The organism is Synechocystis sp. LEGE 06083, assembly GCF_015207725.1.
Lineage (GTDB): Bacteria > Cyanobacteriota > Cyanobacteriia > Cyanobacteriales > Microcystaceae > Synechocystis > Synechocystis salina.
This window is the reverse complement of sequence record NZ_JADEWJ010000080.1, coordinates 1-14040: the sequence shown is the minus strand read 5'-3', so window position 1 is coordinate 14040 and position 14040 is coordinate 1. Positions and strand designations below refer to the sequence as shown.

General features: G+C 49.4%; 12 protein-coding genes. 5 read left to right on the top strand and 7 right to left on the bottom strand.

All coding sequences use genetic code 11. The features are described from left to right. Positions 1 to 769 (bottom strand): DivIVA domain-containing protein (locus IQ219_RS08165; RefSeq protein WP_194072297.1); only part of this gene is annotated, 769 nt, incomplete at its 3' end. 65 nt (positions 770 to 834) lie between these two features. Beyond that, positions 835 to 1314, bottom strand: coding sequence for a pantetheine-phosphate adenylyltransferase (gene coaD / locus IQ219_RS08160; protein WP_028948957.1), 480 nt, complete (start codon positions 1312 to 1314; stop codon positions 835 to 837). Positions 1315 to 1736: 422 nt separating this feature from the next. Between coaD and IQ219_RS08155 the strand changes: the two genes are divergently transcribed. Next, a complete protein-coding gene (locus IQ219_RS08155; RefSeq protein ID WP_194072296.1) occupies positions 1737 to 5564 on the top strand; it encodes a diguanylate cyclase in 3828 nt (1275 codons plus the stop codon). A gap of 27 nt (positions 5565 to 5591) precedes the next feature. Here the strand turns inward: IQ219_RS08155 and IQ219_RS08150 are convergent, their stop codons facing one another. Further along, a complete protein-coding gene (locus IQ219_RS08150) occupies positions 5592 to 6065 on the bottom strand; it encodes an RrF2 family transcriptional regulator (RefSeq protein ID WP_194019823.1) in 474 nt (157 codons plus the stop codon). A gap of 163 nt (positions 6066 to 6228) precedes the next feature. Between IQ219_RS08150 and IQ219_RS08145 the strand changes: the two genes are divergently transcribed. Together IQ219_RS08145 and sdhB are read left to right on the top strand one after the other, a co-directional pair. After that, entirely contained in the window at positions 6229 to 6618 is a 390-nt protein-coding gene (locus IQ219_RS08145; RefSeq protein WP_190597822.1) for an AbrB family transcriptional regulator, read from the top strand. A gap of 166 nt (positions 6619 to 6784) precedes the next feature. Then, positions 6785 to 7522, top strand: a complete 738-nt coding sequence (gene sdhB / locus IQ219_RS08140) for a succinate dehydrogenase iron-sulfur subunit (protein ID WP_194019822.1) — start codon at positions 6785 to 6787, stop codon at positions 7520 to 7522. A gap of 28 nt (positions 7523 to 7550) precedes the next feature. Here sdhB and IQ219_RS08135 read toward each other — a convergent pair whose 3' ends face one another. Beyond that, positions 7551 to 8123: a hypothetical protein gene (locus IQ219_RS08135; RefSeq protein WP_190597824.1), complete on the bottom strand. Its 573-nt coding sequence runs from the start codon at positions 8121 to 8123 to the stop codon at positions 7551 to 7553. Between the two features lie 211 nt (positions 8124 to 8334). Here IQ219_RS08135 and IQ219_RS08130 point away from each other — a divergent pair, with 211 nt between their 5' ends. Then, on the top strand, positions 8335 to 8553 hold the full coding sequence (locus IQ219_RS08130) for a hypothetical protein (RefSeq protein ID WP_162329026.1): 219 nt from the start codon (positions 8335 to 8337) through the stop codon (positions 8551 to 8553). Positions 8554 to 8717: 164 nt separating this feature from the next. Here IQ219_RS08130 and IQ219_RS08125 read toward each other — a convergent pair whose 3' ends face one another. Together IQ219_RS08125 and IQ219_RS08120 are read right to left on the bottom strand one after the other, a co-directional pair. Beyond that, a complete protein-coding gene (locus IQ219_RS08125; RefSeq protein WP_194019821.1) occupies positions 8718 to 10763 on the bottom strand; it encodes an NAD(P)H-quinone oxidoreductase subunit 5 in 2046 nt (681 codons plus the stop codon). A gap of 118 nt (positions 10764 to 10881) precedes the next feature. Further along, positions 10882 to 11130: a Ycf34 family protein gene (locus IQ219_RS08120; RefSeq protein ID WP_194019820.1), complete on the bottom strand. Its 249-nt coding sequence runs from the start codon at positions 11128 to 11130 to the stop codon at positions 10882 to 10884. 96 nt (positions 11131 to 11226) lie between these two features. Between IQ219_RS08120 and IQ219_RS08115 the strand changes: the two genes are divergently transcribed. Continuing rightward, positions 11227 to 12480, top strand: coding sequence for a CCA tRNA nucleotidyltransferase (locus IQ219_RS08115; RefSeq protein WP_194072295.1), 1254 nt, complete (start codon positions 11227 to 11229; stop codon positions 12478 to 12480). 94 nt (positions 12481 to 12574) lie between these two features. Here the strand turns inward: IQ219_RS08115 and IQ219_RS08110 are convergent, their stop codons facing one another. Continuing rightward, complete coding sequence (locus IQ219_RS08110) at positions 12575 to 13789, bottom strand: EAL domain-containing protein (RefSeq protein ID WP_194072294.1); 1215 nt, start codon at positions 13787 to 13789, stop codon at positions 12575 to 12577. Positions 13790 to 14040 lie beyond the last annotated feature (251 nt).

The following is a 14040-nucleotide window of genomic DNA, read 5'->3' as shown; positions in this document are numbered from 1 at the left end:
CAGGGGGAGCTGTGGCCACGGGGGGACGATTGGTGATGGTGGCGTTATGTTCAGCGGAATTTTCGTACAGGATCTGCCGGCTCTGGCTGACACTGCGCATCATTTGTCCCAATTCCCCTTCCAAACGGCTCAACAGGCGATCGGCATAGGTGTCCACGTCCCTCTGCATCTCGGTGGCTTCCTGTTCTGTTTGTTTTTGCAGGGCTTCACATTCCTGCACCGTTTGCTGACGAAATTGTTGAATTTCCTGGTGGGTAACCTGTTTGATTTGATCTAGTTCCCCCATGGTCTGCCTTCGTAGGGTGTCGCACTCCTGTTGGGTTTGCCTTTGCAGAGCTTCACATTCCTGTTGCACCTGGCGCTGGAGGGCATCGCAATCCTGTTGTATTTGGGCTTTGTATTGGTCTGCTTCGTATTGGGCCTTTTGGATAATGCCTGATTCATCCTTAATGCGCTGGGCTTCCTGGTGGGCCACTTCGATCATCCGTTGGGCTTCTACCTCCGCCCCCTGTAAAATCTGCTGTTCCCTTTCCAAAATGGCGATCGCCCGATGCACTGCCCCGGGAATAAATTCAGCAATGACATCAATTTGGTCCAGGATTTTCTCCTCATCCACCACACTCCAGGCCGTTAGGGGGATATGGAAGCTGTCGTAGAGTAATTCCTGGAGCTCAGCTAGCTGTTGTTGAATATCGAAATCCACCGTCTGACCGGGCACAACGGCGCTATTCTCAGTTACTTCGGGATTGGCACTCTCTCGGCGGGTCATAGGGTTATCTAGGCGCTTGACGGGGCAAATAGAACGAAAGTTAAAACGGTTTTAACGCAATTGATCTAGGGGGATGGGTAGGAAGAACAAATATCGGCCAAAATCGAGGGGGGAACAAGATGATCCACACTACCACCGAACTTGGCAATTTCTTTGACAATACTACTACTTAAAAAGCTATATTCCTTGGCGGTGGCCAAAAATACAGTTTCCACTCCGTCCCAAAGGGTTTGATTAGTGTGGGCCATTTGTAACTCCTTCTCAAAGTCCGACAGGACCCTCAGACCCCGCAATAGGACCGTTGCTTGTTTTTGCTTGGCGTAGTCCACCGTCAGTCCATTGAAGCTATCCACGGTCACATTAGCGAGGTGTTGGGTGCAGTGGCGGATCTGCTCCAGTCGCTTTTCCACCGAAAATAGGGGTTGCTTGCTGGGATTACAGAGCACGGCGACAATGATTTGCTCAAACAAACCACTACCCCGCTCAATAATGTCCAAATGACCGAGGGTAATGGGGTCAAAACTACCAGGATAAATAGCGATCACAGCAAAGATTGTTGGAAAAAAAGTAAATTAAATCAAGAAAAATCGCCGATCAAGTAAGGGAAAAACCCTGGGCAAATTGGCTTCATTGTGGAGGGTGGCCGGCAAACATGCAACTCTTTCCCCGCAACAGCCACCAGAGCCACCATGGTTCCCTACCCAATTTTGTTAAGATATAGAGAAAATTCAATTTAGTTTTCCCTCCCTTTTATTGGCTTAAGTTTTGTTCTCCTTTCCTGGGTACTAAGGCTGGCAAGGATCTAATCGCCAAGGGCCGAGGGTAAACAGAAGCGGTTTAAACAATCAAGGTTTCTAGGGCGGATCTTTTTTTTTCGTGGGGGAAGACTACCTATGACTTTGGCTGGTTTTGCCGTTGATTGTTGCGACAATCTCCTTCCTCCGCCCAATCTTCGTTGTGTCAAAACATGGATTCTAATCACTCCCTAGAAAATTTTCTCCGCAATGTCATTAATAAATTTCATCGGGCTTTGACTTTGCGGGAAACCCTCCAAGTGATTGTGGAGGAAGCTCAGCTATTTTTGGGAGTGGACCGGGTAAAAGTTTATCGATTTGCGGCTGATGGTAGTGGAGAAGTACTGTCAGAAGCGGTGGACAGAGCCGTTTTGCCTTCCCTATTGGGGCTCCATTTCCCTGCGGACGACATTCCCCCCCACGCCAGGGAGGAGTTGGGTATGCAAAGAAAAATGATTGCAGTGGATGTGGCCCACCGCCGTAAAAGGTCCCATGATTTGTCTGGCCACATCAGCACCATGGACTACCTAAACAACCGTTATATGGAGGTGGATAGTTGCCATATTCAATATCTTTTGGCCATGGGGGTACTATCTTCCTTAACGGTGCCCATCATGCAGGATCAACAACTGTGGGGCATTATGGCCATACACCACAGCAAGCCCCGACGATTCACAGACCAGGAATGGGAAACCATGGCTCTCCTCAGTAAGGAAGTTTCCCTGGCCATTACCCAGTCCCAACTCAGTGAGCGGGTCCATCAGCAACAAATCCAAGAGGCCCTAGTCCAACGCCTGGAAAGCACCGTGGCCCAGTATGGCGATCGCCCAGAAACCTGGCAGTATGCGCTGCAGATGGTGGGGGAAGCAATGGAAGCGGACGGAGCAGTGCTCTACATTGCCCCGGATCTCACAGGGACTTCGGCCCGGTATTACCAATGGAATCTCAGTTTTAATTGGGGAGAATGGCTGGAAACTGACCTCTGGCAGGAGTTGATGCGGGGAAAACCAGCAGCGGCGGAGTCCTCCACTCCAGTGCAGTCCCTCTGGGAAAAACCAAAATTTTTGACCAGTGTGAAACCCTCCCATACCAACAATTGTGTCCCCCAGGGCTACACCCTCAGTGAATTGGGCAAAAAGGGCAATTGGACCGCTCCGGCGGAGGCATTGAATGCGGACAATTTTCAATCTTTTTTGGTGGTGCCCCTGACCGCGGATCAGCAATGGGTGGGGGGACTAATCTTTCTGCGCAAAGAACAATCTCTGGTGAAAAATTGGGCCGGGAAACGGATAGTCGATCGCCGCAATATGTTGCCCCGCCTTTCCTTTGAAGCCTGGCAGGAAACCCAAAAGCTAATGCCCATTTGGGAAGAAGCAGAGCAAAAATTGGCCCAGGTGGCCGGCACCCAGCTTTATATGGCCATAACCCAACAGTTTGTCACCAGATTAATTACCCAACAAACAGCCTACGATCCCCTTACCCAATTACCTAATTGGATCATTTTTAACCGGCAACTCACCCTGGCCCTGCTCGATGCTCTCTACGAAGGCAAAATGGTAGGGGTTTTGGTCATTGCCATGGACAGATTCAAACGCATTAATGAAAGCTTTGGCCATAAAATTGGCGACAGCCTGTTGCAGGAGGTGGCCGATCGCCTGAAGCAAAAATTGTCCCCCCTGGCCGCCTATGCCCCGTTATTATCCCGTTGGCATGGGGATGGTTTTACGGTTCTGCTGACCAAAATTAGTGATAAGCAAGAAATTATTCCCCTGTGCGAAACTCTGTTGGGTACTTTCCAGGAGCCGTTTTTCATTGAAGGACAACCCATTTACCTCACCGCTAGCACGGGCATCAGCATGGCTCCCTACGATGGTGAAACTGCTGAATCTTTGCTCAAGTTTGCTGAGATTGCCCTGACTAGAGCCAAATGCCAGGGGAAAAACACCTATCAGTTTTATCTGCCCCAGGATTCTTCGCCGACGCTCGATCGCCTGACCTTGGAATCAGACCTGCGCCGGGCATTGGTGAACGGGGAATTTGTGCTCTATTTTCAGCCTCAGGTGGCCTTGGATACGGGCAAATTGATGGGCATGGAAGCGTTGGTGCGTTGGCAACATCCCCGTCTGGGCCAGGTGGCCCCCGATGTATTTATTCCGTTGGCGGAGGAGTTGGGCTTAATTCATAACCTTGGACAATGGGTGCTGGAAATGGCCTGTGCCACCCACCAGCATTTTTACCGAGAAACGGGAAGACGGTTACGCATGGCGGTCAATATTTCGGCCCGCCAGTTCCAGGACGATAAATGGCTCAATTCAGTTTTGGATTGTTTGGAACGTACAGCCATGCCACCGGAGGATCTGGAGCTAGAAATTACCGAAAGTTTGATGATGGAGGACATAAAGGGGACAGTTAAACTACTCCATCGTCTGCGGGAAGAGGGGGTGCAAGTGGCGATCGATGATTTTGGTACCGGCTATTCTTCCTTGAGTATGCTCAAGCAACTGCCCATTCACCGTCTCAAAATCGATAAATCCTTTGTGGACGATCTACTTAATGAGGGGGCTGACACTGCCATTGTTCAATATGTGATTGATTTGGCTAAGGGTCTAAATTTAGAAATCGTTGCCGAAGGCATTGAATCGGAAGCCCAACTGCAACGTCTCCGCAAAATGGGCTGTCACCTGGGACAGGGTTATTTTCTCACCAGACCCCTACCGGCGGAAGCCATAATTACCTATTTGTTTTATCCGCAAATTCTTGATTTTGGCCCCACTCCCCCACTGCTCCACGATTCCTCATTGGAGGTAAAGCCGGAGCATGCTCCAGACGATGCTGGCGAAGCTTTTCCTCCCAATATCCTCAACCGAGAAAATCCTTGGACGGAAAAACTGCACGATTACGTTTCCCTCAAGGAACGCCTAGAACAGCGCAATACCAAGGAAAAATTGGTGCTGAAAATCTCTAATAAGATCCGTTCTTCCCTCAATATCAATGATATTTTGCATTCCACTGTCACTGAAGTGAGGCAATTTTTAAACACTGACCGAGTGCTGTTATTTAAATTTAACTCCCAGTGGTCGGGGCGGGTGGTGACGGAATCCCACAACGATTTTTGCCAATCGATCATTAATGAAGAAATTGACGACCCCTGTTTTAAGGGCCATTATCTGCGGCTTTACCGGGAAGGTAGGGTGCGGGCCGTGTCTGACATTGAAAAGGCTGACTTGGCAGAATGCCACAAGGAGTTACTGCGTCACTACCAGGTCAAGGCTAATTTGGTGGTGCCGGTGGTTTTTAATGAAAATCTTTGGGGTTTGCTCATTGCCCACGAATGTAAAGCTCCCCGTTATTGGCAAGAAGAGGATCTGCAACTGTTGATGGAGTTGGCCACCCAGGTGGCGATCGCCATTCATCAAGGGGAACTGTATGAACAACTGGAAACCGCCAACATTAGATTGCAACAAATTTCTTCCTTGGATGCCCTCACCCAGGTGGGGAACCGCTATCTATTTAATTCCACCCTGGAACGGGAATGGCAACGATTGCAACGGGTTACGGAGCCCCTAGCCCTGCTACTTTGTGACGTGGACTTTTTCAAAGGTTTTAATGATAATTACGGCCATCCGGCCGGCGATCGATGCTTGAAAAAAATTGCTAGTGTTATGGCCAAAGTGGCCAAAAGACCAACGGATTTAGCCGCCCGTTACGGAGGGGAAGAATTTGCCATTATCCTGTCCCAAACCGAACTCCAGGGAGCCATTCATGTAGCGGAAGCCCTCCAGGCGGAAGTGGCTAACTTGGCCATTCCCCACACTGAATCCGACACCGGCTATGTCACCGTCAGCATTGGCATTGCCGTCTGTTTACCCGATCGCCATGGCAGTCCCCAGTCCCTAGTCAAAGCAGCGGATTTAGCCCTCTATGAAGCCAAGGCCCATGGTCGCAATCAATGGCGGACCTACGAGGAGGCCGAATTACCCCCGGTTGAAGCAGAAACGTAACCATAACTGAACCATTCCCTGACGCCATCAAACAATAAAATTAATCCCCTCCCCCTGGGCCGCCTGCCAACTGCGGGCATCGTAATAGAGGTCGGCCAAAGTGATCGAATAAAGAGCTTTGATAAATTTTTGGTGTAATTGTCGCCACACACTCAGGGTGACCCAATCCTCCGCCAAACTTTGGTCATCCCTATATTGGGGAAATGGTTCCAAACTTTCTTCCAGAGCTGCTAATATTTGCCCCAGGGAAATCTGGTCCGGAGCCTGGGCCAATTGATAACCTCCCCTCACCCCCCGATAGGCATTAACTATGCCTGCCCGTCGTAGGGTAATCAACAGTTTTTCCAAATAGGGCCCAGGAATATTTTGTCGCTCGGCGATCGCCTTCACCGAAGCAGGGCCGTAGTCTGGTTGTAGAGCTAAATCCAGCAGGGCTTTAACACTGTAATGGCTTTTTGTTGTCAACTTCATCTCTTTAGTATAGAAGCCATCCTTGCCCATCAACTATCCCATTAAATTAACTATTTATTTAAACAAATTAGATAATTATTGCTAGAAACGTGTAATATAAGCAGGGTAGCAAGGGGAAAAAGAGTCCATTATTCCCTCGACTAACCCCATCTTGCTTCCCAACCCTGATCAATCTCAATCACTGAAAACTTTAATGGCTAAATCAAACGCAACCAAGCCCTTAACCGGCGAAGCATTGCTCGAGAAAGTTAAAGAATTAGGAGACCTTCCCAAAGAAGAGAAAGCCAAAATCTGCGGTTATGTAACTTCCACCAAAAAAGGCCTGCCTCGGGTCAATATGATGAAGTTCTACAACGCCTTAATGGATGCCCAAGGCATTGATTTAGATAGTTCTTCCTCTGGCCAAGGTCGGGGAGGACGTTCCGCCAGTTACCGCATTAGCGTGCAATCCAATGGCAATCTTCTCATTGGCGCCGCCTACACAAAAAAAATGAGTCTCAACGTAGGAGATGAATTTGAAATTACCCTCGGCCGCAAACATATTCACCTCAAGCAGGTGGGGGCCGACGACGAGGAAGAGTAAGGCTAATTTCCTAGGGCTAATGGGGGGTAAAATTTAAGGAGGACATCTTCCTGTAATTCCCCATTAACTGGCGGGCATTTGCAGGGGCCAGGCAGAAAAATTATTGTCAGTGGCCCTTTGGTAATGGGAAGTTCATGCCCTTTTTGCTAAGTTAACCTCCCTTACCATGAAAATTACTTTTAAAGTGCAACGACAACAGGGCAACGGCGATCGCCATTGGCAAAATTATGCTTTGGAGGTTGATACCCAGGCCACCGTCCTAGACTGTTTGAATCAGATTAAATGGCAACAGGATGGCAGTCTCGCCTTCCGCAAAAACTGTCGCAATGCCATCTGTGGTAGCTGTGCTCTGCGGGTTAATGATCGCCCGGTATTGGCCTGTAAAGAAAGCATTAAAAATTTAGAACAGTGGCTCACCGATAGTAACCAGGAAAATACCGGCATTTTCACCATTAGTCCCCTGGGCAATTTACCCGTTATTAAGGATTTAGTGGTGGATATGGACAAATTTTTTGCCGGCTTGGATGCGGTTTATCCCTACCTAATGAATAAGCGCCAAAGGGAAAACGGATCGGAATTTCTCCAGTCACCGGCGCAACGGGCCGCCCTCAATGATGTGAGCAACTGTGTGCTTTGTGGAGTTTGCTATTCTGACTGCGATGCCAAAAAGAAAAATGACAATTTTGTCGGTCCCCATGCCCTCGCCAAGGCCCACCGTTTAATTTTGGATAATCGGGATATGGCCAGCAAGGCCCGCCTTGAAGCCCTAGGAAAAGATAAACAGGGGGTGTGGGGGTGTAACAACTGTCGGATGTGTAGTGATTCTTGCCCCACTGGAGTGGCCCCCCTCTCCCAAATTGAAGCTTTAAAAATTCGTTTATTCGACCTCATGGACCCTCTTTAAGGCCCGAAGGCCCGGTAATCTCTAGCCGCTATTCAGAAATTAGTTCGGGAGTTTCCGTTACAGGGGCATAGCCTTCACCATGGAGCACAAAGGGTAAACCCGCCCCAGCCAGGCCCTTTTGGATATGATTAGGAGTCTGCTCAAAAATAATGAATAGGGGACAGATTTCTTCCGCCGCTTCACTAAACATGTGTTTTTCCTGGGGGGGCATCAGCCATTCATAGTCCTGGTCTAGGTAAATTTGACTCCGACGCCAACGACCGAGCAGATCGGAAAAGTTTTCTTCTGGACGGTGGATGAAAACCAAGATTTCTGAGCCTAATTTCACCTGCCATTCTGGGTCACACATTAAAATCGCCAGGTCACAGGGAATTACCTTCGCTACGGGAGTGGTTTGTCGGCCCCCTTGGTCAGCATCGTTGAGGGGCAGATAACGTAAACGAACAATGGGCAGGGGAATGGTGATAATACTTTGTTCGGGTCGCCGTAAACTGGGCAATTTTTCCAGGTAGGGTCGGTATTGGCGCAACAGGGCGATCGCCCCTTCCCTATCAGTGAAATCTGCTAAGAGGGCATCGTAATCATTTTTTTTACCGGACACGGAATCAACACCTCCTGTTTAGAACCTCGGCTTACCCCATTTTAACGGTGGCTAGTTATTGCCTCAGGGGATGCCAAAGGAAGTCAACCTTTGGCCTAGCTTTGCAATGGTAGAAGTGGGAACGGCAACAAGGCAAAAGTTTCATTAAGCAAGGTTCTGTTTTTGGGTAGCTGGGTTACCATGGCGGAAACTGCATTGGAGCAACAAGACCGTGTCTGACCATACCGCCCAGATCAATGACCTCTGCCAAGCGTTGGAAACCCTAGACCAAGCGGAAACGGTACAAGGAGCAGAATACCGGGAGCAAGCCCAGGCTTTCTTGGCTAATTCCTCCGTCGCCCTACGGTTCAAAACGGCGATCGCCGACCTGTTGATGCAGGCCAATCAACGTTTAGTACTCAAAACTGTCCAAGGGGAAGACAGCTACTAGAATTACAGGTTTTAGCTTAGGAACCCTAGGTTTACCCGCCAGACTTTAGGACAGAAAAAACCATCTGGTTATGGCAACCAAATGGCACAGAGGGGGCAGTGGTCCGGAAGACTTACCCCGTTTTCTGGGGGAGACACTGAAAAATATCTCTCCCCGGCGACAGCTTAGGTGAGGCTAAAGACAATCACAAAGCCCAACACCGCTCCGAACACAATGAGGGCGTAGAATTGGGCCCGGCCATTTTCCAGATACTTTAAGCCCTCCCCACTAACTAGGGTGACCAGACCAGTGAGGTTAACCGCTCCGTCAATCACTTTGTAATCCACCTCCATAATTTGGCGGGCTACCCGACGGGAACCTTGGACAAACAATTTGTCGTAAAGGTCGTCAAAGTACCATTTGTTCAGGGATAGTTGGTACAAAGAGGGAAACTTTTCTGCCAACACTTTGGGGTCTAGTTTGTGTTGCCAATACATCAACGAAGCAATGGTAATGCCGATGAGGGCAATGCCAATGGAATTGCCGGCCATGATGTAAAATTCGCCCCATTCAAATTCAGCGGCGTGTTCCACCACTTCCCCTGGCGCATGGATGAACGCTTCAAATTGGTTGGCCCAGGGTCGTCCCAAGAGACCAATTAGCACCGAAGGAACCGCCAAGGCCATGAGGGGAAAAGTCATGGTCAAGGGGGATTCGTGGGGTTCACTGCTGTGGCCATGGTCGTCGTGCCCTGCTTCATGGTCCAATTCCTTCACGTTCATGGCTCCCGGACCAAAGTTGGGCATTAAGCCGTAGAACTTTAGAACGCCGTCTTTGGCTTCCTGGTCATTGCCCCGGAAACCCCCTTCAAAGGTCATGAAATACATCCGGAACATGTAAAAAGCGGTCATGCCAGCGGTGGCCCAACCCACAAACCAGAGTAGGGGATTGGCTTGGAAAGCGAGGCCGAGAATTTCGTCCTTAGACCAGAAGCCCGCAAAGGGAGGAATGCCACAAATAGCCAAAGTTCCGATCAAGAAACAGGTGGCCGTGATGGGCATATATTTCCGTAACCCTCCCATAATGCGCATATCCTGGGCCAGAATTGGATCGTGGCCCACTACCCCTTCCATGCCGTGGATGACGGAACCGGAACAGAGGAACAGCATCGCTTTGAAATAGGCGTGGGTCATCAGGTGAAATAACCCAGCGGAATAGGCTCCAATGCCCATGGCCATGACCATATAGCCCAACTGGGAAATGGTGGAGTAGGCTAAACCTTTTTTGATGTCGTTCTGGGTTAGAGCAATGGTGGCCCCCAGGAAGGCAGTGAAACAACCGGTGAAAGCAATGGTATTCATCACCACTGGAATTGGTTCAAACACTGGGTACATGCGGGCAACGAGAAATACCCCCGCCGCTACCATGGTGGCTGCATGGATCAAGGCAGAAATGGGAGTGGGACCTTCCATGGCATCCGGTAACCAGACATGGAGAGGAAATTGGGCCGATTTGGCCACAGGGCCGAGGAAAACCAAAATGGCCAGAATGGCGGCGATCGCCCCGCTGAGCACACCGGAGGAAACCAAACCTTCTAGACGCTCCCCAATGGTGCCAAAGTCAAAACTGCCGGTGGCCCAATAGAGCCCGAGGATACCCAGCAATAGGCCAAAATCCCCCACCCGGTTGGTGACAAAAGCTTTTTGGCAAGCGTCAGCGGCGGCCTTGCGGTCATACCAAAAACCGATCAGCAGGTAGGAACACATCCCCACCAGCTCCCAAAAAATATAAACCTGCACCAAATTGGGACTAATTACCAACCCCAGCATGGAGGAAGCAAACAGACTGAGATAGGCATAGAAACGCACATAACCCGGATCGTGGGCCATGTAACCATCGGTGTAGATCATCACCAATAGGGCCACGGAGGTGACAATGACCAACATCAGGGCGCTGAGGTGATCGATCACATAACCCATTTCCAAATGGAAACTCCCCGCCGATGCCCATTCGATCATTTGGGAATAGCTGGCATGGCCTTGGATTTGATCCCAGAGCAAAGCCCCAGACATTACCAATGCAGCCCCTAAACAGGAAATGATGAAAACAGCGTTGATTTGCCGTAGTTTATTGGTTGCTTGATTGAAAGAAATGAGGCCAATGCCAACTACCGTTGCACCCAATAGGGGCAGGACGGGAATTAGCCAGGCTAATTGATAGAGTAGTTCCATCTTGAAACCTTGGTTAACGAAGTTGCCTATATGTTATTGATACCGCGTTCATTGTTGCACGGAGCGTTATTTTTGCCGCGTTTCACTGTCAGGGGAAGCTAGTTTTCGCTCAAAAAATTTAAGTGGGCACTAGTTCATTGGGGCGCAAACGGCTCCATTTACCCATTTCTTCCAAAAAACTATCGCAACCCACCACATCCCACTCCATTTCAATGCCATGGTCGGGGGTACGAATATTGACGTTGATAGAAGGGTTGACCGGATCAAAATCCGGGCGATCGCTCAAATGGGGTTGTTGATGTTGATGTTCCACTGCATGGTAGGTGACACAGCGGTCCACGTAATGGCAGTTCACACAAATACACATGGTAAACCTCAATTCTTGCCTATTTTTCGCTACTCTAGCTTAGACTGATGGATTGTGCCGCCATTGAAAACTGTCCTGGGGTAACGGTTATTGATTATGCTTTGTCCTGTGAGCCACCTGGCTGATTTACGTCAACAGGTTCCCTTTGATCTGGCTCTACTTCCTTCCCAGGCTTGTTTGGTCGGTGGTGCAGTGCGGGATGCCCTGTTGGGTAGACGGCGGGAATATTTGGATTGGGACTTCGTCGTGCCCAGTGGGGCCATTGAAACGGCCTCGGCGATCGCCAGTCAATATCGAGCTGGTTTTGTGGTGTTGGATAAGGCCCGACAAATTGCCCGGGTGGTGTTTGCCCATGGCACCGTGGATTTTGCCCAACAGGAAGGGAAAAGTTTAGAACAGGATTTGGCCAGGCGGGATTTTACCGTTAATGCGATCGCCTATAACTTCCAGCAAAATCGGCTCATTGATCCCATGGCGGGGGTGGGGGATTTACAACGGGGCGAGCTAAAAATGGTGGCGGCGGTAAATTTAGCTGATGATCCTTTGCGGTTACTGCGGGCCTATCGTCAGGCGGCCCAGTTGCAATTTGCCCTTGAACCAGCGACTAGAATCGTTTTACAACAGTTAGCGCCCCGGATTAAAACAGTGGCGGCAGAGAGGGTACAGGCGGAATTTAACTATTTACTCGGCAGTCCCCGGGGTAGTCAGTGGTTGTTGGCTGCTTGGCAGGACGGCATGCTGAGCTATTGGTTTCCCCACGCTAACCTCAGTTCCCTCAACGCTGTGGGTTGCATTGATTTGGCGATCGCCGCCATCAAAAACCAGTTAACTTTGCTAGAACGTCAGCAGTTCTTCCAGGCGCTGGGTAAAAAAGGCATTGCCATTGCTAAGTTGGCCAGTTTGGTCTGCGCCGATGTGAAAACCGCCGAAGGGGAATTACAACGATTGAAATATTCCCGCCATGAACTGCGCTCCGTGCAGGCAATTTTGCAGGCCTATCCCCAGTTAAGTTGTTTAGAAACTAGCCCCACCGTGCGGCAACTCTACTTTTTCTTTGCGGAATTGGGCAAATATCTTCCCCATTTTGTCCTCTATGCCCTGGCCCACTGCCCCCACGATTACCACAGTTTTATCTTTGAACTTTTAGCCCACTACCTCAACCCCGGCGATCGCCTGGCCCATCCCCAACCGTTAATTACCGGCAAGGATTTAATCGACAAGTTACACATTAAACCCAGTCCTTTGATCGGCCAACTGCTGACGGAAATTCACATTGCCCACATTGAAGGGAAAATCAGTGACGAACAAGAGGCACTAATGTATGCTGAAAACCTGATTGATACCAACTGAAAACCAAAAGTAGAATTAGTCTTGATCTGAACAGTGAGCAATGGGACATTAAACTCTATTCTTTGATCATCAAACTATTCACAGATATTTTTCCCTAACGAAAGGAATCCTTCGGCAGAGCCATGACCTGATCAAAAGGTAGGGGTCGGGAAAATAGATAACCTTGGCCATAGTCGCATCCTAGGGAGCGTAAAACTTCCAATTGTGCTTGGGTTTCAATACCTTCGGCCACCACCGTCATGCCCAGGGCATGGGAGAGTTGCAAAATTGCGGAGCATATACTTTCACTGTTTTGGTTGGTACCCAGGCCATCCACAAAGGATTTATCAATTTTGACCCGGTCAATTTTGTACTCGTTTAGGTATTGCAGGCTGGAATAGCCAGTACCAAAGTCATCCAGCACGAGGGCAAACCCTCGGGAGCGACAATTTTCAATCCAGGGAGCAGAACTATCGCCGCTAAAAAGGGTGCGTTCAATGATTTCTAGCTTCACTTTATTGGGGGTTAGACCATGGTGATCCACCCTGGCCAGTAACCAAGGGATGAAGTCTTTGTTATTGGTCTGTCGACCGACAATGTTAAAACTCATTAACAAATCAGGGTTAAATTTTGTCTGCAGACTTTTTAAATCTTTTAGTCCTTGTTCGATGACCCATTGACCGATGGGAATAATCAAATCCGTTGCTTCGGCCACCTCAATGAAAACATCTGGGCGGACAAAACCCCGTTTTGGACTTTGCCACCGGATCAAGGCTTCAAAACCTTCGACACGCAGATCGTTCATGAAGACAATGGGTTGGTACATCAGATGGAATTGTTCTTTGGCGATCGCCTCTTGCATTTCCCCTTCTAAACGGATCATGTCCACCGCATCGGTGATACGTTCTTTGAAGGAAAGTTTGGCTTTGGTGAGGGCGGCATCCAATTCCGGAGAGGGTTCATCAGTGCCCCGAAAATTGTTACTCTCGGAACGAAAATGACCGATCACAACTAGCAACAGTAGGCGCAAAATTGGGTCGGCGGTGTCGATGCGTTGATTAACTTGGTCTGGGGTGACCAGGGAGAGAATGCAGTCCGTCAGGGCTGAAGCGGAAGCAGACCGAGGTTTGGCATCTACCAGGGCCAATTCTCCAAATAAACTGCCCGGTTGGAGTATATTCAACACTAGGCGATCGCCCTGGAGTTCTGTCCAAATTTCTACTTGCCCCTCTTCGACAATGTAGGCATAATTTCCCCGGTCTCCCTGGCTAAAAATCAGATCACCAGCCCGGTAATGACGGGTTGTAAGTAGGGCATTGGGGGGAGTCATGGTGGTTGGGGATTTGGCAATGAAATTGTGCGATTAGTCTGTAATCAAGCTAAATTAACGCTTTCCCATGGGGCAATTGTCAAAAATTGTGACCTTTCCCCTCCAAGGTAATGTTCCTGGACAAACAGAGGCTAAACTTGGAAGGCTTGTTGCTTTGCCCCCCTGGTAATGGTTAACGGATTTAAATGGCCCTGAAAGCCCTAAACCCTAACACCTCCTTGATTGTATGACGCTCATCGACACCAACAGTC